The sequence below is a fragment of the Sorangium sp. So ce363 genome (assembly GCF_051520435.1).
Taxonomy (GTDB): Bacteria; Myxococcota_A; Polyangia; order Polyangiales; family Polyangiaceae; genus Sorangium; species Sorangium cellulosum_B.
On record NZ_CP150333.1, the window covers coordinates 1,724,838 to 1,750,490 of the forward strand.

Annotated in this window: 20 protein-coding genes; 13 read left to right on the forward strand and 7 right to left on the reverse strand. The window is 70.3% G+C overall.

The features are described 5' to 3' along the window. The first annotated feature begins 6 nt into the window (after window positions 1-6). The 5 genes from WMF12_RS06590 to WMF12_RS06610 all read left to right on the forward strand — a co-directional run bounded on the left by WMF12_RS06590 (window position 7) and on the right by WMF12_RS06610 (window position 5,653). Window positions 7-1,512, forward strand: a complete 1,506-nt coding sequence (locus WMF12_RS06590; RefSeq protein WP_437869164.1) for an FAD-dependent monooxygenase — start codon at window positions 7-9, stop codon at window positions 1,510-1,512. Between the two features lie 298 nt (window positions 1,513-1,810). Then, window positions 1,811-2,353: a hypothetical protein gene (locus tag WMF12_RS06595; protein ID WP_437869168.1), complete on the forward strand. Its 543-nt coding sequence runs from the start codon at window positions 1,811-1,813 to the stop codon at window positions 2,351-2,353. Between the two features lie 418 nt (window positions 2,354-2,771). After that, entirely contained in the window at window positions 2,772-3,800 is a 1,029-nt protein-coding gene (locus tag WMF12_RS06600) for a hypothetical protein (RefSeq protein WP_437869173.1), read from the forward strand. Between the two features lie 273 nt (window positions 3,801-4,073). Continuing rightward, window positions 4,074-4,439: a DUF1428 domain-containing protein gene (locus WMF12_RS06605; RefSeq protein WP_437869178.1), complete on the forward strand. Its 366-nt coding sequence runs from the start codon at window positions 4,074-4,076 to the stop codon at window positions 4,437-4,439. Between the two features lie 251 nt (window positions 4,440-4,690). Continuing rightward, complete coding sequence (locus tag WMF12_RS06610) at window positions 4,691-5,653, forward strand: PAS domain-containing protein (RefSeq protein ID WP_437744771.1); 963 nt, start codon at window positions 4,691-4,693, stop codon at window positions 5,651-5,653. 228 nt (window positions 5,654-5,881) lie between these two features. Here the strand turns inward: WMF12_RS06610 and WMF12_RS06615 are convergent, their stop codons facing one another. Further along, window positions 5,882-6,262, reverse strand: coding sequence for a hypothetical protein (locus tag WMF12_RS06615; protein ID WP_437869193.1), 381 nt, complete (start codon window positions 6,260-6,262; stop codon window positions 5,882-5,884). 1,417 nt (window positions 6,263-7,679) lie between these two features. Here WMF12_RS06615 and WMF12_RS06620 point away from each other — a divergent pair. From WMF12_RS06620 to WMF12_RS06650, 7 genes are all read left to right on the forward strand, one after another. Beyond that, the gene (locus tag WMF12_RS06620) at window positions 7,680-9,209 is read left to right on the forward strand and encodes an amidohydrolase family protein (RefSeq protein WP_437869202.1); all 1,530 of its coding nucleotides are present in this window, start codon (window positions 7,680-7,682) and stop codon (window positions 9,207-9,209) included. Between the two features lie 79 nt (window positions 9,210-9,288). After that, complete coding sequence (locus tag WMF12_RS06625) at window positions 9,289-10,863, forward strand: hypothetical protein (protein WP_437869207.1); 1,575 nt, start codon at window positions 9,289-9,291, stop codon at window positions 10,861-10,863. A gap of 178 nt (window positions 10,864-11,041) precedes the next feature. Further along, window positions 11,042-12,109 (forward strand): ABC transporter substrate-binding protein, encoded by a 1,068-nt coding sequence (locus WMF12_RS06630; protein ID WP_437869230.1) that lies wholly within the window; start codon window positions 11,042-11,044, stop codon window positions 12,107-12,109. Window positions 12,110-12,173: 64 nt separating this feature from the next. Beyond that, window positions 12,174-13,034 (forward strand): ABC transporter permease, encoded by an 861-nt coding sequence (locus WMF12_RS06635; protein ID WP_437869239.1) that lies wholly within the window; start codon window positions 12,174-12,176, stop codon window positions 13,032-13,034. A gap of 47 nt (window positions 13,035-13,081) precedes the next feature. Then, window positions 13,082-13,864 carry an ABC transporter permease gene (locus WMF12_RS06640; protein WP_437869245.1) on the forward strand — a complete coding sequence of 261 codons (783 nt, stop codon included), beginning with the start codon at window positions 13,082-13,084 and terminating at the stop codon, window positions 13,862-13,864. A gap of 87 nt (window positions 13,865-13,951) precedes the next feature. Continuing rightward, window positions 13,952-14,707, forward strand: a complete 756-nt coding sequence (locus tag WMF12_RS06645; RefSeq protein ID WP_437744778.1) for an ABC transporter ATP-binding protein — start codon at window positions 13,952-13,954, stop codon at window positions 14,705-14,707. Window positions 14,708-14,859: 152 nt separating this feature from the next. Next, on the forward strand, window positions 14,860-16,023 hold the full coding sequence (locus tag WMF12_RS06650) for a sigma-54 interaction domain-containing protein (RefSeq protein ID WP_437873837.1): 1,164 nt from the start codon (window positions 14,860-14,862) through the stop codon (window positions 16,021-16,023). 183 nt (window positions 16,024-16,206) lie between these two features. Here WMF12_RS06650 and WMF12_RS06655 read toward each other — a convergent pair whose 3' ends face one another. Together WMF12_RS06655 and WMF12_RS06660 are read right to left on the reverse strand one after the other, a co-directional pair. After that, complete coding sequence (locus tag WMF12_RS06655; RefSeq protein ID WP_437869267.1) at window positions 16,207-16,665, reverse strand: thioredoxin family protein; 459 nt, start codon at window positions 16,663-16,665, stop codon at window positions 16,207-16,209. A 119-nt stretch (window positions 16,666-16,784) separates the two neighbouring features. Continuing rightward, window positions 16,785-17,243, reverse strand: a complete 459-nt coding sequence (locus tag WMF12_RS06660; RefSeq protein WP_437869277.1) for an SRPBCC family protein — start codon at window positions 17,241-17,243, stop codon at window positions 16,785-16,787. Between the two features lie 174 nt (window positions 17,244-17,417). Here WMF12_RS06660 and WMF12_RS06665 point away from each other — a divergent pair, with 174 nt between their 5' ends. Further along, window positions 17,418-18,707, forward strand: coding sequence for a glycerophosphodiester phosphodiesterase family protein (locus WMF12_RS06665; RefSeq protein WP_437869289.1), 1,290 nt, complete (start codon window positions 17,418-17,420; stop codon window positions 18,705-18,707). A 67-nt stretch (window positions 18,708-18,774) separates the two neighbouring features. Here WMF12_RS06665 and WMF12_RS06670 read toward each other — a convergent pair whose 3' ends face one another. From WMF12_RS06670 to WMF12_RS06685, 4 genes are all read right to left on the reverse strand, one after another. Continuing rightward, on the reverse strand, window positions 18,775-19,578 hold the full coding sequence (locus tag WMF12_RS06670; RefSeq protein ID WP_437869303.1) for a phosphatase PAP2 family protein: 804 nt from the start codon (window positions 19,576-19,578) through the stop codon (window positions 18,775-18,777). Then, window positions 19,575-21,224: a M16 family metallopeptidase gene (locus WMF12_RS06675; protein WP_437869308.1), complete on the reverse strand. Its 1,650-nt coding sequence runs from the start codon at window positions 21,222-21,224 to the stop codon at window positions 19,575-19,577. Before WMF12_RS06675 ends, WMF12_RS06670 begins: the two co-directional genes overlap by 4 nt. A gap of 4 nt (window positions 21,225-21,228) precedes the next feature. Next, entirely contained in the window at window positions 21,229-23,007 is a 1,779-nt protein-coding gene (locus WMF12_RS06680; protein WP_437869316.1) for a M16 family metallopeptidase, read from the reverse strand. Between the two features lie 101 nt (window positions 23,008-23,108). Then, window positions 23,109-25,541 carry a lysyl oxidase family protein gene (locus WMF12_RS06685; RefSeq protein ID WP_437869321.1) on the reverse strand — a complete coding sequence of 811 codons (2,433 nt, stop codon included), beginning with the start codon at window positions 25,539-25,541 and terminating at the stop codon, window positions 23,109-23,111. Window positions 25,542-25,653: the final 112 nt, after the last annotated feature.

The window sequence follows — 25,653 nt, forward strand, 5'->3', positions numbered from 1 at the left end:
GTTTCAATGTCGGTGCAAAATGATGTTGTGGTGGTTGGCGGTGGCCCCGTAGGGATGTTGCTGGCCTCGGAGCTCGCGCTCGCGAAGGTCCGGGTCCGTGTGCTGGAGCAGCGGCGGACGCGCACCGAGCAATCGCGCGCGCTCACGGTGCACCCGAGGACCCTGGAAATCCTCGATCAGCGCGGGATCGTGGACCGCTTCCATCGCCGGGGCGTGTCGATGCCGGCAGGGCATTTCGCGTGGCTCGACACGCCGCTCGATTTCTCGCGCCTCGATACGCGGCACCCGTACACGCTGTGGCTGGCCCAGGCGCAGACAGAGGGGCTCCTGGAGGAGCGGGCTCGCGAGCTGGGCGTCGAGATCCAGCGTGGTCGCTCGGTCGTCGAGGTAGCGGAGAGGGGAGGCGAGGTCGCGCTGCGGGTCGAAGGCCCCGCGGGGCAGGCCGAGGAGCGCGCGCGTTACGTGGTGGGGTGCGACGGGGCGAGGAGCGTCGTACGACGCTCGATCGGCGTCGGGTTTCCGGGCACGGAGACGACGGTGACGGCCATCCTGGGCGACGTGGAGCTCGACGAGCCCCCGCCCAGGCCGTTCAGGCATACGTGCGCGCGCGGCTCCGTGCTGGCGGCCCCGCTTCCGCCCGGCGATCACGAGGGCGTCTATCGCTTCGTCGTGTTCGATCCGCAACGGGCGCACGTGAGCACGTCCGAGCCGGTCACGCTCGAGGAGCTGCAGAGCGGCGTCGCGCGGATCGTCGGAAGGGACTTCCGGATGCGCAATCCACGGTGGCTGTCGCGCTTTGGCAATGCGACGCGGGTCGCCGAGCGGTACCGGCGCGGGCGGGTCCTCCTCGCGGGCGACGCGGCGCACATCCACTTTCCCGCCGGCGGCCAAGGGCTCAACGTCGGGCTGCAAGACGCGATGAATCTCGGCTGGAAGCTCGCGGCCGAGGTGAACGGTTGGGCGCCGCCCCACCTCCTGGACAGCTATCATGCCGAGCGCCACCCCGTGGGCGTGGCCCTGGGGCGCAACACGGAGATCCAGACCAAGCTCGGCGATTTCTCGGAAGCGGGGCTGGCACTCCGCCAGATGATGAGCGAGCTGCTCGCCATGGATCCCGTCAATCGGCGGATCTCCGAGATGATCAGCGCGCTCGACGTCGCATATCCGACCGGCGGGGCAGCGGAGGCGCACCCCTGGGTCGGTAGGCGGGCGCCCGATCGCGCGCTCGTGACGGACTCCGGCGCTTCGCGGCTGTACGAGCTGCTCCACACGGCCCGGTTCGTCCTGCTCGACCTCGCCGGCGCGGTCGATCTCCGGGAGGCAGGCGCGGCGTGGGGTGATCGCGTCGACGTCGTCCGCGCGACGGCCGCGCCGGAGAGCGATCTCGCCGCCCTCGACGCGGTCCTGGTGAGGCCGGACGGGCACGTCGCGTGGGCGAGCGACGCTGCCCGACGGGCGACCCGCCTCGCCGATCTGAGGAGCGCGCTCGCGTCCTGGTGCGGGCCCGCGTGAGGCCGCGAGGGTGCACTCACACCTTCGGCTCGGAAGAGGTGGAGAAGGTGGAGCACCGACGCCCGTTCGCCCGTTCGCCCGTTCGCGCGTTCAGCGCCCGCACGCTCCTGGGTTCGGTCTGGCGCGCCCCGACGCGAAGCGCTAGCGTCTGGCCAGGGTGCGCAGGGGCGCCCTCCCCGCCGGAAAGAAGCCTTTCACCCTGCGACGCGACGACCGCGAGTCACCTCGCACCGTCATGACCACGTCGACATCCTCGGGCCGAGGGAGCGGGTAGCGGCCGATTCGAGAGGAGACGTCCATGATGGATCCCGTTCGCGAGCTGAAGACCCGCGCTGAGCTGCTGCACAAGCAGCTCGCGTCGAACGACACCAAGGCGCTCTTGCGCCTGCGCGCGCTGCCCGAGCTCGGGCGCGCCGACGAGGCCGCGCTCGCCGCGGCCGTCGCCGGCATCCGCCGGAAGCACTGCCTCGCGGTGGTCGCGCGCGAGTGCGGCTTCTCGAGCTGGGAGAGCGCGCGCATTGCCCTCGCGGGAGAGCCCGGCGCGCCCGAGCTCGGGGCGCTGCTCTACGGCCGGGATGGCGGCGTGCTGCACCACTGGTTCGCGACCTACGAGGAGGCGCGCGCCCACGTCGAGGCGCTGCCAGAGGCGTCGCGCGGCTATCTCCTCGGGTACAAACACCACTTCTTCGTCGCCGATCGCGCGTTCGTCGCGTCGCTCGGGCTCGATCCCGACGACCCGGACTGGCAGGCGATCGGGTGGGACTGGGCACGGCCTGCCGATCTCGCCGCGCGGAGCCGCCTCTACGCAAAGCGGCTCGCCTCGATGCGAGGGTGGGCATGAGCGCCCCGGAGCTGCACCCGGACCTCACCGCCGCGCTCGAGGCTGCGTTCCAGGGGCGCCCGCTCCCTCGACGCGCAGTGCGCCGCGCTCGCAGGAGCGGGCCTGCTAGCCGAGGTCGTGCGCACGGTCGTCGAGCTCGAGCGTGTGAGCGCGCCGCACGCGCACGCAGCGCGACAGCAGTACATTCAGGGAGACGCGGAGTCCCCTCGTGGGGACTCCTTGCCCTCTCCTCGGGTGAAGCGCGCTCGAACGGCCTGAGCTCGAGGTGCGCGCCACAGGAAGGCGCTCTGGCGCCGAAGGAACAATGACGCTTCTCCGTTCACGAAGACCAGGGCTTCAGCGAGGCAAGGTCCATTGGGCGGCGGCGCGTGGGATTGCGATGATTGCGCCCGGTGCATCGCGCGGATAGCGTGGGTGCATGAGGAGCTGGGAGCAGCAAGTCCAGGCCGCGGCCGCGACGCTCGGCCTCGCCGCGCGGGGCGGCGAGGCGGAGGGCCTCGTCGCGGGGCGCCGCGTCTCCGTGGAGCTCAGCGAGATACAAGACCATACGTACGTCTTCGTCCATGGCTGGCTCCGGCCACCCCTCGATCTGGGCCTCGAGATGGACCGCCGGCAGACGACCCTGGGCTTCGTGAACGCGGTCGTGACCGGCAGCGACGACCTCGACAGCGAGTTCTCGATCGCAGCGGATGACCCCTCCCGGACAGGGGATCTCTTCACCGTGGCGCTCCGCGAGCACCTCGTCGCGCTGCACCGCACGCCCTACGAGCTCCGCGTCCACGACGGCGGCTGCACGCTCTCCGAGCCGTACGGCTCCACCGATGAGGCGTGGATCGTGCGCGCCGCCCACAGCGCCGCGCAGACCATCGAGCTCCTCGACGATGCGCGCGTTGGCCTCCGCGCCGCCGCGTCGCTCGCTGCACACGCCGAGGCGCTCCGCGCGCTCGCCTCGGCGCGCGGCCTCGCCTTCGCGAGCGTGCCGCTCTCGGTCACGGGCCGGATCGAGGGGGGCCCCATCGAGGTCGGCTCGGCGCGCGCGGCGCGCGGCCGCCACCGGATCACCGCGCGCGCGAGCTTCGAGACCGAGCTCGGCCTTGGCCTCGCCGTCCGGCGCGAACGACTCCTCGACGGCCTCGTCACGATGCTGGGCGGGCAGGACATCGTCGTCGAGGACGAGGCGTTCGATCGCCGCTTCCACGTGCGCGTGGATCCGCGGCAGACCGACCGAACCCCGGCGCTGCTCGACCCTGGCGCCCGTGTGGCCCTCCTCGCCCTCGACGAGCGCGCTGGCCCCGTTACCATCGACGATCGCGGCGTGACCGTGGGACCGATCGCCCCGTCGATCGCGCCGGACACGATGGTGTGGGCCATCGACACGCTCGACGAGGTGCGCGCAAGGATCGAGCGCAACCTCCTGCGTGGCCCCGGGGGCGGGCCCTACCGCTAGCGATGTATGGATCGGGGCGCACGCCGTGATCCGGTGCGCCCGAAAGCCCGCATGGCAGGCGCGGCGGTCGCCGTCCTCGACGACGCGCAGGGCGCATTGCGAGTACGTATCTCGATTTCTCTCTCTCCGAATCATTGCCCGCGCCAGGGCCTGTTTGCCGCGATTTGCTGGGCCTGCCCGGGGCCGACGGGCTTCGCGTGAATGGCAGAGTCCGCCATTCGCGTGGAGAGCCGCGCTTGACGCCGTGAGCGGCAGATCCGCATAATCGCGCCCATGAGCTACATCGACGGATTTGTCACTCCGGTGCCCACGGGCAAAAAGGCAGCTTATCGCGAGGTCTGCGTGAAGGCCGCGGAGGTCTTCCTGGAGTATGGTGCGACGCGGGTCGTCGAGTGCTGGGGCGACGACGTCCCCGACGGCAAGATCACCGACTTCAAGGGCGCGGTGAAGGCCGAGGCAGGCGAGACCATCGTGTTCTCCTGGATCGTGTGGCCATCGAAGGAGGTGCGCGACCAGGCGGGCGCGAAGATGAGGGACGACCCGCGCATGCAGATGACAGAGAACCCGCCGTTCGACCCCAAGCGCTTGATCTCGGGCGGGTTCGCTGTCCTCTTCGACTCGAGCGGAGAGGAGCGCTAGGCGAGCACCAAGGTCAACAAGATCACGCCGCACCTCTGGTACGCGAAAGAGGCGGAGGTGGCGGCCCGGCTCCCCGAGGTGATGCTCGAGATGGGGGAGCTGGACATCGCCGGCCTCAAGGCCGCGCATGAAGCGCGCTGAACGCCGGCGCAGGGCGCCCCGCTGTGGGCGCCTGCCGATCCTCCCGCGTGAACGCGAGCCGCCGGTCTCGGCGGCTGCAGCCTTGTTCCGCCCCTCGGTAGCGCACGCGTGTGCCGGTCGAGCGCCATGCTCCGCGCTTTCTTGGTATACAGACCAGGACGGAACCGAGGGTACGGATGAACTGTGACGCGGATTACATGGCTGTCGTTGCGGAGAACCAGCAGCTGAGGCAGCGCATCCGGGAGCTGGAGGAGGCCGAGGAGGCGCGGGATCGCCTCCAAGCGGCGCTGCGCCAGAGCGAGGAGCATGCGCGCGTCTTTGTCACCTACAGCCCGGCTGCCGTGGCCATGTTCGATAAGGACATGCGCTACATCCTGGTCAGTCACCGCTGGCGGGAAGATTTCGGCATGAAGGAGCAGGACATCATCGGCCGATGCCATTACGATCTCTTCCCCGAGATCCCCGAGCACTGGAGGGAGATCCACCGGCGCTGCATCGCAGGCGCCACGGAATCGAACGATGAGGAGCCCTTCCCGCGGGCCGACGGGAGCGTCGACTGGGTGCGCTGGAAGATCTTTCCTTGGTACAAGTCGAGCGGCGAGATCGGCGGGATCATGCTGTTCACGGAGGTGATCACCGATCGGAAGCGGCTCGAGGATAAGCTCCGGCTGCAGGCGAAGACGCTCCTGGAGCTGTCGACGCCCATCGTGCCCATCAGCCAGGGTGTCCTCGTGCTGCCGCTGGTGGGCGTGCTAGACGCGGCGCGGGCGCAGCAGATGATGGAGAACCTGCTGAGCAAGGTGGTCGAGCGGCAGGCGCGGGTGGCGATCATCGACGTCACCGGCGTGCCGCTCATCGACACGGCCTCGGCGAGCGCCCTCCTGCAGGTGGCGCGGGCGGTCCGGCTGCTCGGGGCGCAGGTCGTCCTGACAGGCATCCGGCCGGAGGTGTCCCAGGCCATCGTCAGCCTCGACATCGATCTTGCCGGCATCGTGACCCGCCGCGACCTGCAGAGCGCGATCTCGTTCGCGACCGGGATGAGCTTGGCGCCCGCGTCGGCGTCCCAGCCATGACGGGAAGACGTTGCGTCCCCGCTCGGCGTTGTGCGTTCTTCGAACGTGCATCGTGCATGACGCGCCCAGCGACACGCCGAGGACGACCGGGGTGAGGGGGGCGCGTCCTGGCGCCAGCCGATGACAGCGCCGGTGCACGCGCGCTCCGAAAGCGTCGGTGAATGCGACCGTCTGGGTCGAGCCGGGGCAAATGGGGCTGCATCGGCCTCGGGGAGCGGGGCGCCCGCGCTAGGGGTTGATGTGCGGCGCCCGATTCCCGCCATTGCTGGAGTAGTCTCCGCTGTTGTCGATGATGTACACGATGATCGCATAGTTAGAACCGGACGCGATGATCGGCAGATTGATCTGACCTCCTGATGTCGGTAGCACTACCGTCCCTTGTTCGCCGCTCGGAAACAGCTGGACAGCGGGCGTTTGCTGCCCGCTGGCGCCCTGCGCGACCTGACCCGAGAATGCGTAGCTTGACGGCAAGCCCTTGCTGGCCGTCTGCGCGAGCTGGCCCGAATCTGAGGAGCCGCCCTGCACCTGCTCGAGCTCGTCCGAGGTGGTGCCGATCGTCTCGGCGTCCGCTTCCTCGAGATCGACCTCGTCCTGATCGAGGTCGCTCATCGACTCCGGCTCGATCACGCAGCCTGTCGTGAGCGCCGCGAAAATTATCCCGAGCCAAACTACCTGTTTGTGCACTGACAGCATATGTCCCCCCTCAACGTCCGATGACGGCCATGCCGCGGACCTCTGAGGTTACTGTGGAGCAGGCCGTGTGCCTTTGGGAGCCTGTGTAGTTGCTGCCTCGCAGAAAATGAGCAACCAGAGCAGAGCGTTTTCGCCAAGACACGTTCGTTGCGGCCGGGACTCATGGCCGGCGTCCAGGCCGTAGGTAAATTCTGCGAACATTGCTCCGAGCGAAGATCGAGCGCTTCCGTTCTTTGCGCCCTCGAACCCTGGTCAGGACTCGGGACATCGCTCCGAAGCGGCGCTCCTGCGTGGCAGAGCGCCATCGAGCAGGCCGGGATTCTCCGTCCTCATCGCGGCGTGATGGGATCCGGTGAAGCTGCGGACAACCGCTGCGCCACACCCACGCTGCGTGTTCGAGCGCTGCGAGGGGTGGAGGAACGAGCGTTCCGACCGAGCCGCCCCGGAACTCGCGTTCGAGGTCCGCGCCGGGCGGGGCGTCATGCTCACCGCCTCGCTCCCGCTCCCTTCGAAGCAGCAACGTCTGCGCAGCATCGACGTGGTCCCAGCCGGTCCCCACTGTTGCTCCAGCAACACCCGCGAAGCACGCCCTGCTTCTGGAGCAGCAGGGCGGTGTCCGATATAGCGGACTTTCGTCTTCTACGGCGGACATAAGTCTGGCACGTCTCATGTATATGCATAAAGGCACAAAGGAGGCGGAGCAACGTTCGCCGATTGGCTCTCCTGACATGGTGCGCGGCGCGTGCTGCGATCCGTTGATCTTCCTTCGCCGCCGGGAGGTGCCGGGTCCTTCGAGGCCTCTCCGTCTCTCCCCCGGGACGGCGCTCTGGAAAGAGCGGGCGCCGCTGCTCGCGGAGCGCACCAGCAGAGCTTCCGCCCGGCCTGCCTTGCTGGCAACGGCGAAGGTTTGGTCCGCGCAATGCAACGCGTCAGGGCGAAAGCTCACCTGAAGGCAGCTATGAAGAACCCAGCGATCGTGCGCGGCGCGATCTCACCTGTCCTCGCCAGCTCGACCATGCCGAACGCCCGCGCGGGCGTGCCGACTGTCGGGCGAAGCCGCGCCGCCTGTGGCGCGCCGGCAGAGAGGCGCTCTCCCGCGCTCCCCCGGCGCTCGCAGCGGCTCGCGCCCCGCCGGATCGGCGCTGACGTCGAGCGATGGACCGCCACGCGCTGTAGGGGCGCCGCGCTCGCGGCGCTCTAGCTCGAAGGCCTCTCACATTATCAGCACAGGAGCGGGCGCCTGGTCGGCGCGCGGCCTCGTGCGCCCTGGGCGTGGCTGCCCGGCGCCGATGGCCGCCGCGCGACCGCGCGATCGCGCCATGGAGTCATCGTCATGAGCGTCTCATCCTCTCACCTCTCGCTGAAAGACGGCAAGAAGACCTCTCGCTCGCGGGTGGTGCGCGACAAGCTCGATTATCCGGTGATCGACACCGATCTGCACACGATCGAGTTCGCGCCGATCCTCGAGGATTACATCGCGAAGTACGGCGGCGCGAAGTCCGTCGACGAGTTCCGCGACGCGATCAACCGGGGTTTCGGTTACCTGAGCAACGAGTGGTACGAGCTCACGCCCGAGCAGCGCGCGGCGCAGCGCTCGGTCCGCCCGCCGTGGTGGGCGCTGCCGACCAAGAACACCCTCGATCTCGCCACGGTGTCGCTGCCCAGGCTGCTGCACGAGCGGCTCGGCGAGTCGGGGACGGACTACGCGGTTCTTTTCCCGAACGTCTCCACGTTCGCCACCCACGTCGGCAAGGAGGACCTGCGCCGGGTGCTCATCCGCGCGGTCAATGCCTATCACGCCGACGTGTACCGGCCGTACGCCGACCGCCTCACGCCTGTCGCGGCCATCCCGCTGCACACGCCGGAGGAGGGCGTCGAAGAGCTCGAGTTCGCCGTGCGCGAGCTCGGCCTCAAGGTCGCCCTCATCCCGGGCAACCTCCGGCGGCCGATCCGGTCGGTGGCCGAGAAGTACCCGTCGCGGCACCACCCGGACGTCGCGCGGCACGCGAACTGGCTCGACACGTTCGGCGTGGACAGCGAGCACAACTACGACCCGTTCTGGGCCAAGGCGGTCGAGCTCAGGACGGTGCTGACCACCCACTCCGCCGGGATGGGGTGGACCAGCCGCAGCTCGGTCTCGAGCTACATGTACAACCACATCGGCCACTTCGCCTCCGCCTCCGAGGCGCTCGCGAAGTCGCTCTTCTTCAGCGGCGTGACCCGCCGGTTCCCCGATCTCCGCGTCGGCTTCCTCGAGGGAGGGGCGGCGTGGGGCGCGACGCTGTTCGCGGATCTGGTGGGGCACTGGGAGAAGCGCAACGGCAGGGCCGTCCAGAACTACAACCCTGATCTGATCGACGCGAAGCTGCTGTACGCGCTGTACCAGCAGTACGGCGGCGAGGAGGTCGGGGCGCGGCTCGGCGATATCCACGCTGTCCTCGGCGGGGCGCTCGGCGTCTCGAACAACTCGCGGAGGCAGCCGCAGGACCCGGGCGCGCTCGACGACTTCGCGGCGGCGGGCATCGAGCGGATCGAGGACATCCGCGACCGGTACGTGCCGAACTTCTACTTTGGCTCCGAGGCGGACGACCCCACGATCGCGTACGCGTTCAACACGAAGGTCAACCCGCTCGGCGTCCAGCTCAACGCGTTCTGGGCGTCGGACAGCGGCCACTGGGACGTGCCGGATCTGACCGAGGTCCTCGCGGACACCTGGAGCCTCGTCGAGCGCGGGGCGCTCACGGAGGCGAACTTCCGCGATCTCGTGTTCACCCACCCCTACAACTTCTTTGCCGGCAAGAACCCCGGCTTCTTCGCCGGGACCGCGGTCGAGCAGAAGCTGCGGAAGAGCAAGGCGGCCTGACGTGGAGCGTCGGGCGGGGCGACGGAAGCAGCCCCGCCCGACCGTAGCTGTGAATCAACGAACCCCTCTGGATCCATTCATGCGTTTGCTCGACCGCTCAAGAACCGCCATTTCATCGATCCTCGCGACGACCCTCGTCCTTTGCGTGACGCAGGCGAGCGCGCAGAACCCGCCCGGCAGAGCCCAGGGCGAGCGTCCCGCGCCTGCGCCTGCGCCTGCCGGCGCGGCCCCTGCGCCTGCCGGTGCGGCTCAGGCGCCTGCCGGCGCGGCCCCTGCGCCTGCCGGTGCGGCTGCGGCGCCTGCTGGCGCAGCCCCCGCCGCGCCGGGCGCCGCGACCGCCGCCCCGGCTGCTCCCGGCGCCACCCCCGGCGCGCCGGACCCCGGCGCCCCGCCCGCGGGCGACGCAGCCGCGGAGGCCTTCGTCGAGCCGGATCCCAACGCCGTCACGCGGGACGACCTGCAAGGGCTCGTCACCGACCTCGAGAACTTCAAGTTCCAGTGGCAGCGAGAGCGCGATCTCCACACCGCCCTCTCGACCCGCTCCCTCCTCGTCGGCGGCGTCATCCAGGCGCGCATCGGATGGACGGAGCAGCCGGTGAACACGGCGACCTCGAACGATCGCAAGGTGACGTTCGACACGGGCGCCGCGACCCTCACGTTCAATGGCATCCTCTACAAGGACTACGAGGAAGGCCGCAACCTGACCTACTCGGTGCGCTTCGGCGCCTCGCCCCAGCAGGCGAGCAACAACAGCTTCCTCAACCTGCTGGACGCCCAGCTGGCGTACTCCGTGCTCCCCACCCTCGCCCCCGAGGACTGGGTCCTGCAGGTCACCCTGGGCCAGCAGCTCCTGCCCTTCGGGCTGGAGGTCCCCGCGAGCGAGGAGCTGAAGCCGGTGATCACCAACGCGCAGTTCACGACGAAGCTCGGGCTGAACCGGCGCGACCTCGGGCTCATCGTCCGCGGCGACGTGCTGCCGCAGGTGGACTACGGCTACAACTACCGGGCGCCCCTCCTCGCCTACGCGATCGGCATCATCAACGGGAGCGGGCCGAACACGCCCGACGACAACAGCGAGAAGGACATCATCGGCCGCCTCGCGTTCACCGTGCCGTCCGACTACAACTCCATCCTCCGCCAGATCACGCTCGGCGGGAGCGCGTACATCGGCTGGCAGAACACGTTTCTCAAGGACGAGAAGAAGACGCTGTCCGGCAAGGGCGTCAAGCGTCGCTTCGGCGGCGACATCTACTACAACCACTATCCGATCGGCGTCACCTACGAGTTCATCTACGGCCAGGACGACGTGACGCTCGGGACGACGGCGGAGGACCCCCGGAAGACGAGGCAAACCAGCCTGTCGCACGTGGCGACCTTCTTCTACAACTGGGGCGAGCAGTTCCTGAGGGGCTACCGCAACCAGGGCCGCTACGACGACTGGTGGCCGAAGACCTACCAGCCGTTCCTCCGCGTCGACCTCTTCGACCCCAGCACCGAGGTGAAAGAGAACCGGGTCGACGTCTACACGCTCGGCTTCAACGTCTTCTTCGCGGAGACGACGAAGTTCCAGCTCAACGTCAACCGTCGAGACGACCGCACGAGCACCGAGGGGGCCAAACACGAGGTCCTAGCCCAGCTCCAAGGCTCCTTCTAGAGGGGGGCTCACCCGCTTCGGATACGGGCCCACCTCGACGTTTTCGGTGCTCGGCGTACGTGAGTACGCCTGCGCGCCGAAAACGCCGATCTGGGCCCGTCTCCTGTGCGGGTGAGCCCCCCTCTGGTGGCGGTGTGTGGCAATGAGTTCAGAGAGGAAGTTTATGAGACGAGCTTTGATGTTGGTGCAGATACTGGTCGCGGCGATTTTGACGTTGACGGCGCATGTGGCGCGGGCGGAGGCGCCTGGCGTTATCCGGGTGGCATTTGCGGGGGTGGGGATCGGGAACCGGCCGTTCGTCGGCGGTAGCAGCTTGAGCGTGGTGCACGCGCGGGGGCTCCTGGAGGAGGAGTTCAAGAAGGACAATATCAAGATCGAGTGGTCCTTCTTCAAGGGGGCCGGGCCCGCGGTCAACGAGGCGTACGCGAACCGGCTGCTCGACTTCGCGCTCCAGGGAGACCTGCCGTCGAGCATCGGCAGGGCGGGAGGGCTCAAGACGAAGCTCCTCGCGGGGGTGTCGACGAGGCAGCATACCTACCTCGCCGTCCCGGCGGACTCGTCGATCGCGTCGCTCGCGGACCTCAAGGGGAAGAAGGTCGCCCTCTTCAAGGGCACGAATCTGCAGCTCGCCGTCAACAAGATCCTCGCGGGCAGCGGGCTGTCGGAGCGCGATCTCCGGATCCTCAACATGGACAGCGCGACCGCGAAGGCGGCGCTGGCGACGAGGGACATCGACGCCGCCTTCGGCGGGTACGACCTGCTCACGCTCCAGGATCAGGGGGTCGCCAAGATCGTCTACTCGACGAAGAACGACTCGCCGGCCTACCTGCGGCACGCCCACCTGATCGTCACCGAGGACTTCGCGAACAAATATCCCGACATCACGAGGCGCGTCGTCAAGGTCGTCGTGCAGGCCGCCCACTGGATCGCGCAGAACGAGGCCAACCCGGCGGCGATCTACCAGCTCTGGTCCAAGTCGGGGGTGCCGTACTCGAACTTCAAGGCGGACCAGACGGGCGACTCGCTCAAGGTGCGCGCGAGCCCCCTGTTCGATGAATACCTGATCTCCCGCTACAAGGCGGCCGCCGCCGACGCGAAGCGGTTCGGCCTGATCAGGAACACGTTCGACGTCGACTCCTGGATCGATCTGCGGTTCCTGAACGCGGCGCTGAAGGAGCTGAACCTCGAGGGCTACTGGCCCGAGTTCGACGTGAACGGGAAGGTCAAGCACCCCGGGAGGTCATGAGAGGAGAGCGCGCGGCGAAGGGGCCTAGCGCAGGGCGGAACGCCACGAGAGAAAGGCAACCAAGATGACGCAGCAGGGAATTCAAGAAAGCCAGACCCAGGCCGGCTACAAGCTCGCGGCGCCCGACGTGGCGCTGCCCGCGGGCGGCGCCTCCCGGCTCCTGTCGCGGAAGGTGGGCAACGTCGCCGTGGGGCTCGTCTTCCCGGCGGCGCTCCTCCTCGCGTGGAGCTACGCCTCGCAGCGCGAGCTGATCCCGGCGCAGATCCTGCCCGCGCCAGGGCTCGTCGTGCAGACGCTGACCGAGCTCGCGAGCTCGGGCGATCTGCACACGAACATCGCCATCAGCCTCGGTCGCGTCCTCGGCGGCTTCGCCGCGGGCGGCGCGGCGGGCCTCGCGCTCGGCATCGCCATGGGGCTCTCGCGGCGGATCGAGGAGCACGTCCACCCGCTCTTCAAGGCGCTCGCGCAGGTCCCCGCGCTCGCGTGGCTGCCGCTGGTCATGATGGTGGCGGGGATCGGCGAGTCGCTCAAGCTGATCCTCATCGCGCAGGCGAGCCTCATCCCCGTGGCGATCAACACGTTCGAGGGCATCAAGAACGTGCCGAGATCGTACATCGAGGTGGCCCGGGTCTTCCGCTTCAGCCATGCTCAGCTGCTCCGGAGGGTCGTGCTCCCCGCCGCGGTGCCGTCCATCGCCGTCGGCATCCGTTACGGCCTGACGCAGGCGTGGCTGTCGCTCGTCACGGTCGAGCTCCTGGCCTCGTCCGAGGGCGTCGGGTTCCTGATCGTCTGGGGCCGCCAGCTGTTCCAGCTCGACGTGGTGCTCGCGGCGATCCTCGTCGTGGGGATCGTCGGGCTCGCGCTCGACAAGGGGCTCGAGGCGATCGAGGCCCGCCTCCTCCGCTGGCGGCGCGCCGCCCTGTAACACCTCACCGAAGACGCCCTGGTACACCTCACCGAAGATCACACACGATGAGCGCCATCACCCATGCTCTGATCCAGCCGCGGCTGCGGCGCGGCCTGGTCCTGCCCGTCCTGCTGTTCGTCGCGTGGCTCGTGGTCTGCCGCTACGAGCTCGCCAACACCCGCATCCTGGTCCCGCCGCTCGCGGTCTGGAAGGCCGCGAGCGCGCTGCACGAGAGCGGCGATCTCTGGGCACACCTGCGCGCCAGCCTTGTCCGGGATCTCCTTGGGCTCGCGCTCGGGATCCTCGCGGGCGGCGCCGTCGGCGGCCTGCTCGCCGTCTCGCGCACCGCCGACAAGCTGTTCTCACCGAGCTTCCACGCGGCGAAGCAGGTCGCGCTGTTCGCGTGGATCCCGCTCATGTCGGTGTGGCTCGGCGTGGGCGAGCAGGCGAAGATCGCCTTCATCGCGCTCTCCGCCTTCTACCCGGTCGTCGTGAACACCTATGAAGGCGTGCGCAGCGTCGGTGTCGAGCACATCGAGGTGGCGCGGGTGCTCCGCCTCTCGCGGTGGCAGATCCTCCGCAAGGTCATCCTGCCGTCCGCCGCGCCGTCGCTCTTCGCGGGCGTGCACCAGGGGCTCATCTACGCGTGGCTCGGCACGCTCGGGGCCGAGTACCTGCTCGAGCCCGCCCCCGGGATCGGCAGCCTGATGGTGGACGGGCGCGAGCGCTTCGCCATGGATGTCGTGCTGGTCGGGCTGATCGTGTCCGGCCTCGTGGGCTTCGGCCTGAACGCGCTGGCCAAGGCCGCGGAAGACCGCCTGTTGCGGTGGCGCGTCCACGGCGTGTGAGCGTCGTCAACGTCGTCAACGTCGTCAACGTCGTCAACGTCTGATTCCGTCTGCTTCGTCTGCTTCGTCTGCTTCGAGGAGGAACTCATGGGCTCGCCTGGAGTCATCAACATTCGCGATGTCAGCAAGAAGTACGTGGTCAAGGACAAGCCCCTGGAGGTCCTCCGGGGGATCGGCCTGACCATTCACCCCGGCGAGTTCATCAGCGTCGTGGGCACGAGCGGTTGCGGCAAGTCGACGCTCCTCCGGCTCCTCGTCGGGCTGGACGGCGACTACGAGGGCGATATCCTCGTCGGCGGCGCGCGCGTCCAGGGGACGAGCCTCGATCGGGGCATCGTCTTCCAGGAGCACCGGCTCTTCCCCTGGCTCACCATCGAGCAGAACGTCGCGCTCGGGCTCGAGAGCTCGGCGTGGACGCACGCGGAGAAGACCCGCGCGGTCGACGAGCACCTCGAGCTCGTGGGCCTGTCCGGGTTCAAGCGGGCGTACCCGCACCAGCTCTCCGGCGGGATGGCCCAGCGGGCGGCGATCGCGCGAGGGCTGGTCAACCGGCCGGGCATCCTGCTGCTCGACGAGCCGTTCGGCGCGCTCGACGCGCTGACCCGCGCGAAGCTGCAGCAGGAGCTCCAGCGCATCTGGCAGGAGGAGCAGATCACCATGATCCTCGTCACGCACGACGTCGAGGAGGCGGTGTTCCTCGGCGATCGCGTCGTCGTGCTCGAGCCGCGGCCCGGGAGGATCAAGCGCGTCGTCCCCGTCAGCGCGCCGCGACCGAGGTCCCGCACCGATCACGAGATCAAGGCCCTCGTCGACGAGGTGCGCGGCTACCTCCTCGAGGCCTAGCGCGACGGCTCGAGGCGCAGCGTGACGGGAGGCCCGAAGCCATCTGGGACAACCGGTGGGGCCGCGCCAGAGAAAGATCTCTGGCGCATGGCAGGGTCATCCGTTATAATGGACGAACCATCCGCTATTATGGTGAGTGAAGCCCGATGACGATGCCCTTGCTCACGCTTCCCAACACGAGCTCGTTGGCCCTTTCTGTGCGCGCCAAGGCGCTTGTCTTCGAGGATCCACGCTCGCAGGCGATCCTCGAGCGGATCCGGCAGCTCTCGCCGAGCGACGCGACGTTGCTCGTGACGGGGGAGACCGGCACGGGCAAGGAGATCGTGGCCCGTCACATCCACACGTTGAGCCACCGGCGGGGGCGGCCCTTCGTGGCGGTGAATTGCGGCGCCTGGTCGGAGTCCCTCGTCGAGAGCGAGCTGTTCGGCCACGAGAAGGGCGCCTTCACGGGGGCGACGACCTCGAAGGCCGGGTGGTTCGAGGCGGCGGACGGCGGGACGCTGTTCCTCGACGAGATCGGGGATCTGTCGCTGCCGCTCCAGGTCAAGCTGCTCCGCGTGCTGCAGGAGCGCGAGGTGGTGCGGCTCGGCTCGCGCCAGCCGATCCCGATCGACGTGCGGCTCATCGCGGCGACCAACGTGAACCTGGAGGAGGCGGTGATCGCGCGGAAGTTCCGCGAGGATCTCTTCTACCGGCTCAACGTGGCGACGCTGGCGCTCCCGCCGCTGCGCGAGCGGCCGGGCGACATCCTCCCGCTGGCGCGCTACTTCCTCGAGCTCTACACGCACCGGCTCGGCTCGGGGCCGGCCGTGCTCACGGCGGAGGCGACAGCGCGGCTCCTCGGGCACCCGTGGCCCGGGAACATCCGGGAGCTCGAGAACGCGATGCACCACGCGCTCCTGGTCTGCAAAGGCCAGGAGGTCACCCCGGCGGACCTGCGCCTCACGGCGCTCCAGCCGAAGGCCGGGGCCAGCATTCCTCCGCCGGAGCAGGGGGCGACGGACGCCGTGTCCCAGGTCAGGCCGACGCCGCAGGCGACGGCGCTGGAGGGCGCGCTGCTCGCGATGTTCGAGCAGAACCTGCCGAACCTGCACGAGCAGATCGAGGAGACGATCATCCGGACGGCGTACCGCTACTGCGATCGCAACCAGCTCCAGACGGCCAGGCTGCTCGGCATCAGCAGGAACATCGTGCGCGCGCGGCTCGCGCAGTTCGGGGAGCTGGCGCGCTACCGGGCGTCGCGCGGCGGGACGGCGGCCGCCGCGTTCGGGCGAGGGGAGGCGAGCCCCGCGCCGCGCGCCCCGGGGACGACCTGAGCGAACGCGGAGCCAGCGCGTCAGCTCGGCTGTGATTCTTCAACGCCACGCCTGCCTCGCCGGACGCGCAACGCTTGATTGAAGACGCGCTGGTGACGTCGACCAGGCGCGTCGCGTCACCCGCTCTTCCCGGCTCCCAGCTCCCCAGCTCCGCTTCCTGCAGGCAGGGCCCGCAGCGCGGGCTCAAGTGTGGCTCGCGCCCGTGGAGGGCTGCCCGGCCTTGGTCTCGATCCAGCGCTCCAGATCGGCGCGCGAGGTCACGCCGCTGCGGCGATCGAGCTCTCGCCCTCCGTTGAAGAGCACGAAGGTGGGCACCCCCTGGATGCGCCGGCGCCCGGCCTCCGCCGGATCGGCGTCGGTGTCGAGCTTGAGGACCAGCACCCGGCCCGCATTCCTGCGGCCGAGCTCGTCGAGGGCCGGCGCGACGACACGGCACGGGCCGCACCAGGTGGCCCAGTAGTCGACAAGGACGGGGACAGGAGAGCTCGCAATCGCCTGTTCGAGCGCGGCCCCGTCCACCGGCTGCGGAGCGCCCGTCGTGTCGAGGTGAGCCTTGCAGCGGCCACAGACCGGCCGATCCTTGACCCTCTGGTCCGCAACCCGGTTGATCGAGCCGCAACGGCCGCAACGGTAGAACGCCATGCTCCTTCTCCTTGCCGTCGCCGCGTGCCGCGGCATTGCGAGCAACTTGGGTCCGGCGTACGCCTTGGCAACCAGGGGGCGTGCGCGCCGTGCGGCGGACGCGGCGGTCGGCGAGCGGGCTACCGCGGCTGGGCTTCGCAGGCCCGTCGCGTCACCTCGTGGCGGTAGTCGAACATCCGCTCCAGCTTGCGCCGGACGAAGAGGCCGCCGCCGAGCCGGCCGATCGCGCCGAGCGGGAGCTCGTACTCCACGCGGTCCGTGAGGTAGCAGCCGCCCGAGCCGTCGGGGTCCATGCGGTGCGTGTGCACCCAGCGCTTGAACGGCCCGCTGCGCTGCGTGTCCTGGAACATCCGGCCCCGCTCGTACTGCGTGTGCTCCGCGACCCAGCGCAAGAGGACGGGGCCGACGCGCGTCTCCACGACCACGCGCGCGCCGACGAGGATGCCGCCCGTCTTCTCCAGCACGCGCGCGTGCTCCCAGGGGGGCGTGAGGCGCTCGAGGGCGTCAGGCTCCTCGTGGAAGGCGAAGACCCGCTCGGGGGGCGCGGCGATGCGCGTGCGCTTCTCGAAGGTGGGCATGCGCGAGCATGGATCGCATCACGCCCCTCTTCGAGGAGCGCACGCGCATCACCGCCGCTCCTGGCGACAGCACGCCGGAGAGGGGATGTCGCTTGGTTGTTTCACCGACGACATATTCTCACAGGAGCACGCGAGTACCGTCCGAACTTCAATCCACCCAGAGGAGAGCGTCTCATGATCAGGAAGAGCGCCAGAATGAGCACGGCCACGGCGCTTGTCGCGCTGCCTGTCGCTGCGCTGAGCGCGTGCTCCAGCGGCGACGAGTCGGTGCAACCCGCGCCGCTGCCGGCCCCGCCGGCCGAGGATGATGCCGCGCAGCACGGCGTGCAGCTCGGCCCGCGGCCGTATTACCTCGTCGCGGACATGGAAGAAGGCGAGCTGAAGGAGACGCTCCTCTCGTGCTCCGAGGGGCCCTTCGAGCGCACCGATTTCTCCATCGGCCATCGCGGCGCTTGCATGCAGTTCCCCGAGCACACGAGGGAGTCGTACGAGGCGGCCGCCCGCATGGGCGCCGGCATCGTGGAGTGCGACGTGACCTTCACCAGGGACCGAAAGCTCGTGTGCCGTCACGCCCAGTGCGATCTCCACACGACGACGAACATCCTCGCGATCCCGGAGCTCGCCGAGAAGTGCTCGGAGCCGTTCGTGCCGGCCGACGCCGAGGCCGGAACGCCCGCCTCGGCGAAGTGCTGCACGAGCGACATCACCCTCGCCGAGTTCAAGCGGCTCTGCGGCAAGATGGACTCCGCGAACCCGGACGCCGCCACAGCCCTGGAGTACATGGCCGCGACGCCCACGTTCCGCACGGACCTCTACGCCACGTGCGGCACGCTGCTCACGCACGCCGAGAGCATCGAGCTCTTCTCGAGCCTGGGCGTCAAGTTCACCCCGGAGCTCAAGGTCCCGGAGGTGGAGATGCCGTACGAGGGCGAGTACGAGCAACAGGACTTCGCGCAGCAGATGATCGACGAGTACAAGGCGGCCGACATCGACCCGAAGCAGGTGTTCGCGCAGTCGTTCCGCCTCGACGACGTGCTCTACTGGCTCGAGAGAGAGCCGCAGTTCGGCGCGCAGGCCGTGTACCTCGACGAACGCGTCGACACGCCCGAGGGGTACGAGGAGGCGGTCTCCGGGATGCAGCGCCTCGCGGATCAGGGCGTGAAGATCGTCGCGCCGCCGATGTTCGCGCTCGTGACGCTCGACGGCAAAGGAGGGATCGTGCCCTCGGACTACGCCGAGGCCGCCAAGGCGGCCGGCCTCGACATCATCACGTGGACGCTCGAGCGCTCGGGCCCGCTGGCGAGCGGCGGCGGCTACTATTACCAGTCGGTCGCGGACAGCATCGACAACGACGGCGACACGATGGTGATGCTCGACGTGCTCGCGCGCGACGTGGGCGTCCGCGGCGTCTTCTCCGACTGGCCAGCCACCGTGACGTACTACGCGAGCTGCATGGGCCTCTGAGGCGGGGCGGCGGGGGAGCGGGGCGCAACCGCGGCCGCCGAGCCCCCGGCGGCCTCTCGACGTGGCATCAGAACGCCCACGACCAGGTGACCGCGGCGGGCTCGGGGGGCGGGCCGGGCATCACGCCGGCCGCGTACCTGGTCTCGCTCGGCTGGATCGGGTGGACCGCCGCGATCGCGAAGCCCGTCACGTGGCCCAGGATCATGCCGGCGCCGACGTCCTGCCACGAGTGCGCGCCGGCGCCGATCCGCAGCGCCATCGTCACCACCGTGGCCGCCTCGGCGAGGGCGAGCGCGCCGAGGCGCGGCGCGGCGTCGCCGGTCGTGCGCAGCGCGAGGTTCAGGCGCGCGCCCGCGATGGCGGCCACCGGGGTCGTGTGACCCGAGGGGAAGGCGTCGAAATCGAGGTCGGTCTCGCCGCACCGATCGGTCCGCCACGAGCGCGGACGGCACCGGCCCGACAGGCGCTTGATCACGTTCGAGAGGCCGGTCGACAGCGCCACCGCCTCGACCTCGATGAGCGATGTCCTGAGCGCCCGCGAGTAGGGGCGGGGGACGCCGGCGCCCGCGAGGTAGCTGCCCTCGAGGGCGTACCCGCTGCCGAGGAGGAGCAGCGTGCCCGCCGCCGCGCCGGTGATATCGCTGGCGAGGCCGACCGCGTCGTTGCGCTCCTCGCTGGTGGCGGCGCCCCACCCGGAGCGCCGCTGCGGGAGCAGGTACGTCGCGAGCGACGCGGTGCAGGCCGCGGCGAGGGCCGCCTCGCCGCCCGGCGTGCCGAACGCCCAGTCCGGGGCCGCCGGCCCCGCCTGCGCGGCGGCGGGCGCGCTCCACGCCAGCGCGCACACGCAGGCGAGCGGCGCGGCGTACCTCACGGCTTCTTCGCTGCGGGGGGCGCTGCAGGCTTTGTGGTCTGGGGCGCGGCAGGCTGCGCGGCCGCCGCGGGCTTTGCAGCCTGGGGCGCTGCGGGCGCCGCCGGCTTGCTGGCCGCCGCCGCCGGTCCGGCCGTCACGCCTGGGGCCTTCTGCACGATGACCTCACCGAGCTGCAACGCCGAGAGCTGCTCTCCGACAGCGCTGGCGTCGCCCACCAGGACGACCCGGAGCTGCTCGGGCACGAGGTACTTCTGCGCGACCCGCTGCACGTCCGCGGGCGTGATCCGCTGGAGCCTCGCCGGTCGCGTCGCGTACTCGTCGAGCGGCAGATCGTAGACCGCGAGGCCCGCGATCGTCGACGCGGTCGCGTCCGCCGTCTCGAAGCGCGCCGGCAGCTGGCGGATGAGGTTCGCCTTGGCGTCCGCGAGCTCCTCGTTCGTGACGGGCTCCCGCCGCATCCGGTCGATCTCCGCGAAGATCTCCCTCACGGCGGGGCCCGTGTTCTCGCGCACGATGGCGCCGCCCGCGGAGAAGGGGCCCGCTCCGTGGCGCATGTCGAAGCCGGAGCGCGCGCCGTAGGTGTAGGCGTGCTTCTCGCGCAGGTTCAGGTTGAGCCGGCTCGAGAACTGCCCGCCGAGGAGGGTGTTCATCACGAGCAGCGCGTCGTAGTCCGCCGTCGCGCGCGGCACGCCCGGAAGCGCCACCGTCACGGTCGACTGCGTGAGCCCTGGCCTGTCGACGACCACGACGCGCGGCGCGCCCGCGGCGATCGCCGGCGGATCGGCGGGGATCGCCGCCTTGGCGGGGGCGGGCGGCGCGGAGGCCAGGCCCTTCCAGGCGCCGAAGACCCGCTCCACCTCCTTCACCGCGTCGGCCTTGGTGATGTCCCCGGCGATGGCGACGGTCGTCAGCTCCGGCCGGAACTGCGCGGCGTGGAACTTCGCCAGGGCGCCCGCCGTGATCTTCTTCAGCGCCGCCTCGGTGCCGATCAGCGGCGCGTTGTACGGGTGGCCCTCGGGGTAAAGGACCTGGGCCTGGGCGATGGAGAGGAGCGACGCGGGGCGATCGTTCATCTCGGCGAGCTGGGTGATGCGGCGCGACCGCTCGCGCTCGATCTCCGCCGGCGCGAAGGCCGGGTTCATGTACGCATCGCCGAGCAGCGTGAGCATCTCCCCGAACCGCGGCGTCACGCTCTGGCCCTGCACGCCGCCGCCGTCGAAGCCGACCGCGGACGAGAAGCTCGCGCCGAGCTTGCCGAGCGCGTCGCTGAGCGCGAGCGCGCTGCGGGTCCTGGTGCCCTGCATGAGCATCGCGCCCGCGAACGCGCCGACGCCCGGCTCGGCCTGGTCGGCGCCGCGGATGGTGGTCACGTCCACGGCCACGATCGGCAGCTCGTGCCGCTCCACGACGAGGACGCGGATCCCGTTCGCGAGCTTCGCCTCCTCGATCCGCGGCGGCTGGAAGACCACCTCCGGCCCCGGGGGAGGCGGCGATTTGCGGAAGTCGTCCGCCGACGCGGCGGCGGGCGGCGCCGCGGCGGGGGCCTGCGCGCCGGGGGGCGCGGGGGGCGGCGTCGACGTGACCGGAGCGCAGGCGGCGAGCGCCACGGCTGCGAGCGAGGCGGAGACGGTTCGTTTCATGCGCATGGGCTCAACCCCCCTTCGGCGCGGCCGGGCCGGCCGCAGGCTTGTCGACCGCGGGCTTGTCGCCAGCGGGCTTCATGATGGCCGGCGCGGCCGCCGGCTTGTCGGTCGCCGGCGCGGCCGCGGGCTTCGCGCCCGCCGGCGCGGCCGCGGGCTTCGCGCCCGCCGGCGTGGCTGCGGGCGCCGCGACCGCGGGCTTCACGCTCGCCGCTGCCGACGGCGCCGCGGTGGTGGGCTTCGCGCCCGCCGCCGCGGGCGTCGCCGCCCCGGTCTGCTTCACGAGGCGCCCGGCCTTCGGAGCGCCCGGCTTCGGCGTGACGAGGGCGATCACGCGCCTGCCCTGGGGCAGGAGATCCGCGGTCGCCTTCTGCAGGTCGGCGGCGGTGGCCTTCTCGTACCTGGCCACGTCCTTCGGGAAGTACCCCGGATCGCCGGTGAGCTGGTTGTAGTTGTTGATCGCGTTCGCGCGGGCCGTCACCTGCTCCATGCTGAAGACCAGCTCCGAGAGCACCTTGGCCTGGGCCCGGTCGTGCTCGTCCTGCGTCGGCGGCGCCTTGCGCAGCCGATCGAGCTCGGCGTCGATGAGCTTCAGGGCCTGCTCGGGCGACTTGCCCTTCTTCAGCGTGGCCGTGATCTGGAAGGTGCTGGCGAGCTGGCTCGATTGCTGGAACGCGAAGACGTCCTGCGCGATCTGGAGGTCGTACACGAGCTTCTTGTAGAGGCGGCTCGTCTTGCCCGAGGCGAGGACGTTCGCGACGAGGTCGAGCTCGGCGTCGCCGGGCGCGAAGCTCGGCGGCGTCACCCAGCTGATCGTCACGCGGGGCAGCTCGACGTCCGCCTCGATGTCGAGGCGCTTCTCGGTCGCGAGGTCGCCGGGGTCGGGCTTCGTCGCCACGGGCGGCGGGGCGCCCTTCGCGATGGGGCCGAAGTACTTCTGGATGAGCTCCTTTGCCTTGCTCCGGTCGATGTCGCCCGCCACGACGAGGGTCGCGTTGTTGGGCACGTAGAACGTCCGGAAGAAGGCCTTCACGTCGTCCATCTGCGCCGCGTCGAGATCCTCGGGCGTGCCGATGGTCAGCAGGTGGTAGGGGTGGCTCTCCGGGAACTGGGCCGCGCGGAGGAACTGCGGCACGAGGCCGTAGGGAGCGTTCTCGTAGTTCTGGCGGCGCTCGTTCTTCACGACATTGCGCTGGCTCGTGAAGGTCGCGTCGTTCGCGTGGTCGAGCAGCCACCCCATCCGGTCGCTCTCCAGCCAGAGCACCAGCGCGAGCTCGTTGGCGGGGACGGTCTCGAAGTAGTTGGTGCGGTCGGTGTTCGTCGTCCCGTTGCGATCGCTCGCGCCGGCCCGCTCCAGGTACTTGAAGAACATGTCCTCGCCCACGTGCTTCGAGCCCTGGAACATGACGTGCTCGAACAGGTGCGCGAAGCCGTTCTTCCCCCGCGGCTCGTCCTTGGAGCCGACGTGGTACCAGACGTTGACGGCCACGACGGGCGTGCGGTGATCCTCGTGCAGGACCACCTCGAGCCCGTTCTCCAGCGTGTACTTCTCGACCGGGATGGCGACGCTCACGCTGGTCGCCGCCGCCGCGGGCTGCGCCTTCGTCGCGACCGGCGCCGCCGCGGGCGTGGGCTTGGCCGCAGGTTGAGCCGCCGCAGGCTGCGCCGGCGCTGCGGCCGGGGGCGCGGCGTAGGCGGGCAACGTCAGGCCGAGCGCGGCGACGAGCGCGCTGGACAGGGACGAGAGCGCCCGGGGGCGCGTCCGTTCGGACCGATGGTGGGCTCGCATGAGCGCGGTTTTAGCGCAGATCGCCCGAGGTCGAGCGCAAACTTCGCTCGTGGAAAGGGAGGCGCGGCGCTGCGCGGTTCACGCTCGGCGCTGCGCTCCTGTCACTGGAATGGCGCGACGAAGAGCTGGTACGGCCCGAAATCCACCGGAGTACGCCCCTTCACGGTGATGGCGCCGAGGCTCCCTCCCGGTCGTGCCCCGTAAATCCGGGAGTTCACGCCCTCCCTCTCGCCCGCGCATGCGCTGAGCGGGCCGAAGCACTCGATGTTGATGGGATTGCATGCGTCGTCCGCGGTCTTGATCGTCATCGGGAAGTCGGTCAGGCCGCACGAGGACACCACGGTGGACATCCCCGGGCAGACCGGGACATAGAACGTCTGCTCAGGGCTGCTCGCGCCGCACACGGAGCTGGGAGGGATCGGCGCCCCGGTGGTGTCGCCGCTGACGAGGCCGCTGCCCGAGATGACCCCGGCCCTCTCGCCGAGGCACGACGCGCGCTGGAACCTGAGGCGGACCGTGCCGAGCGCCTCGGGGTGCGCGGCCTTGACCACCACCGTGTAGGTCCCGGCCCGGAGCCTGGCCGCGAAGTGCGCGCCCGGCGCGGCGTCGCCGCAGCTGCTGGCCGCGCAGCCGACGGGGGGGCCGCCGCACCCGTCGCGCTCGAGCACCGCGAGCGCCGTGTCGACGTCCGACGCCAGGGTGCCGAGGTACACGACCTCGTCGGACGGGAGCGTGAACCGGAAGAACACCTCGCCGCCGCTGCCGCCGCACGGCAGCGCGACGTCGGAGGTGTTCCCGGCCGTGATCTCCGCCGCGTAATCCATCGAGCCCGTCAGCTCCCCCGGCGTCTCGCAGCTGTCGGCGCCCGGGATCGGCGCGCAGCCGTCGTCCGGGACGCCGTTGCAGTTCTCGTCGACCGCGTTGCCGCACACCTCGGGCACCGGGGAGGCGCACCCCTCGCCTTCGCAGCCGTCGTCGGGGAGCCCATCGCAGTCCTGGTCCACCGCGTCCCCGCAGATCTCCGGCTCGGGCTCGCAGGGCGCGAACGCCGGGACGTGGACGGGCACCTCGACCACGTTGTTCTCGATCGCTTGCTCGGCGATCGCGCCGATCGGGTTGACGGTGACGCGGAGGGTGTAGTCCCCCTCGGGCACGTCCGTCACGTCGACCCACTGGCACGGCGTGCCGACGTCGTAGGTGTCGGCCCACCCCGCGCTCAGGAAGTTGCACCCCATGCCTCCCGAGGTCGGGTAGCCGCGCGGCGCGGGGGACGAAGGATCGAGGGGCTCCATGTCGACGAGGCAAAACGCCTGCTTGTGCCCCAGGGAGACGACCTCGCCCTCCGCGTCCACCAGCCGGTAATCGGTGAAGTCCAGGAAATGAAAGTGCTGGTGGCACTGCGCATACTCGAAGAGCGGGCTGTTGAACTCGGGGCCTGGGTCGAGGTGGCCGGGCCCTGCGTTCTCGACGCGCCCCTCGAACTCGAGGAGATGCCGCCGGCCGGGGCCGCCGATGCACCTTTCCATGAGCTCGCAGGCGTCTCTGGGGAACGTCTGGTACGAGAACCGGATCGTGTCGACGATGCGCTGCCTGTCCGGGCGCAGGTCGGGCACGATGCAGACGCCGGCCTCGCACGCGTGGCCGCTGGGACAGCACGCGCCGCCGCAGATCGCGCCGTCGCAGGCGGGGTAATCGACCGGGAGGACGATCGTGTTGTTGTCGAAGCGCGCCTCGGCGAGGGTCCTGTTCGGGTTCACGGTGATCTCGAGCTCGTAGAGCCCGGCCGGGACGCCGGTCACGTCGAGGGCGTTGCACGCCACGGTGCCGGGCTGCTCCACGTGCTCTCCCGGGCCGAGGCCCTGCGCGTCGCAGCCGTACTGGCCGCCTGGCATCGCGACGCAGCGCGCGTCGAGCTCGGCCTCGGCGACCACCGCGCCGCCCTGGCTGAGGCGCGCGCGGAAGAAGCGCGGGACGACGTAGCTGTCCTCGCAGAAGTTCGGCTCGAAGACGTCGCTCTCCGAGGGCGCGCCGAGGTCGAGCGGAACGTCGCCGGCGTTCGCGAGCGAGACGTGGAAGCGCATGAGCGCCCGCCGGCCGCTCGCGCCGAAGCAGCCATGCAGCAGCTCGCACGCGTCCTCGTCCACGCGGACCGTGGCGAACGTGACGGGCTCTCCTCGCTCCGGGGGCCCGAGCACGAGGTCCGCCGCCTCGCAGCCGCCACGCACGCACGCGGCGCCGGGGCTGCAGCACGCCGCGTCGCCGCAGGCGCGCGCCTCGTCGCACGCGGCGGCGCAGCCCGACGGCTTGCCCTCGGCGTCGATCTGACACCGCGCGCCTCCGGGACACACGATGTCCGAGCCGGGGCAACGGATGCTCCCGGGTACACCGCCGTTGCCGGAACCGCCGCTCCCGCCGTCTCCCGCGCTGCCGCCTCCTGCCGCGCCCGAGGATGGCTCGGACGGCCCGTTATCGCCGCATGCGGCGGCCGTCAGGAGCCATGATCCCATCAACAGCGCTCCGACGACTTTCTTCATGTGCACCTTGGTGAGGCGTAGCGGGCGAGCGGCGCCCGCCGGCCTGAGGGCGCCGCTGCGGCAGCCGCCAGGCAAGCTGCGCATCGTAGGGGGGCGCGCGGCGGAAATCAGC

What these genes read in the sequence shown, in the direction of transcription:
- WMF12_RS06650 (WP_437873837.1), top strand. Translation starts at nt 14,860, where the DNA reads ATGCCCTTGCTCACGCTTCCCAACACGAGCTCGTTGGCCCTTTCTGTG.
- WMF12_RS06590 (WP_437869164.1), top strand. Translation starts at nt 7, where the DNA reads ATGTCGGTGCAAAATGATGTTGTGGTGGTTGGCGGTGGCCCCGTAGGG.
- WMF12_RS06665 (WP_437869289.1), top strand. Translation starts at nt 17,418, where the DNA reads ATGATCAGGAAGAGCGCCAGAATGAGCACGGCCACGGCGCTTGTCGCG.
- WMF12_RS06680 (WP_437869316.1), bottom strand. Translation starts at nt 23,007, where the DNA reads ATGCGAGCCCACCATCGGTCCGAACGGACGCGCCCCCGGGCGCTCTCG.
- WMF12_RS06605 (WP_437869178.1), top strand. Translation starts at nt 4,074, where the DNA reads ATGAGCTACATCGACGGATTTGTCACTCCGGTGCCCACGGGCAAAAAG.
- WMF12_RS06685 (WP_437869321.1), bottom strand. Translation starts at nt 25,541, where the DNA reads ATGAAGAAAGTCGTCGGAGCGCTGTTGATGGGATCATGGCTCCTGACG.
- WMF12_RS06600 (WP_437869173.1), top strand. Translation starts at nt 2,772, where the DNA reads ATGAGGAGCTGGGAGCAGCAAGTCCAGGCCGCGGCCGCGACGCTCGGC.
- WMF12_RS06615 (WP_437869193.1), bottom strand. Translation starts at nt 6,262, where the DNA reads ATGAGCGACCTCGATCAGGACGAGGTCGATCTCGAGGAAGCGGACGCC.
- WMF12_RS06655 (WP_437869267.1), bottom strand. Translation starts at nt 16,665, where the DNA reads ATGGCGTTCTACCGTTGCGGCCGTTGCGGCTCGATCAACCGGGTTGCG.
- WMF12_RS06620 (WP_437869202.1), top strand. Translation starts at nt 7,680, where the DNA reads ATGAGCGTCTCATCCTCTCACCTCTCGCTGAAAGACGGCAAGAAGACC.
- WMF12_RS06675 (WP_437869308.1), bottom strand. Translation starts at nt 21,224, where the DNA reads ATGCGCATGAAACGAACCGTCTCCGCCTCGCTCGCAGCCGTGGCGCTC.
- WMF12_RS06595 (WP_437869168.1), top strand. Translation starts at nt 1,811, where the DNA reads ATGATGGATCCCGTTCGCGAGCTGAAGACCCGCGCTGAGCTGCTGCAC.
- WMF12_RS06645 (WP_437744778.1), top strand. Translation starts at nt 13,952, where the DNA reads ATGGGCTCGCCTGGAGTCATCAACATTCGCGATGTCAGCAAGAAGTAC.
- WMF12_RS06635 (WP_437869239.1), top strand. Translation starts at nt 12,174, where the DNA reads ATGACGCAGCAGGGAATTCAAGAAAGCCAGACCCAGGCCGGCTACAAG.
- WMF12_RS06660 (WP_437869277.1), bottom strand. Translation starts at nt 17,243, where the DNA reads ATGCCCACCTTCGAGAAGCGCACGCGCATCGCCGCGCCCCCCGAGCGG.
- WMF12_RS06625 (WP_437869207.1), top strand. Translation starts at nt 9,289, where the DNA reads ATGCGTTTGCTCGACCGCTCAAGAACCGCCATTTCATCGATCCTCGCG.
- WMF12_RS06630 (WP_437869230.1), top strand. Translation starts at nt 11,042, where the DNA reads ATGTTGGTGCAGATACTGGTCGCGGCGATTTTGACGTTGACGGCGCAT.
- WMF12_RS06640 (WP_437869245.1), top strand. Translation starts at nt 13,082, where the DNA reads ATGAGCGCCATCACCCATGCTCTGATCCAGCCGCGGCTGCGGCGCGGC.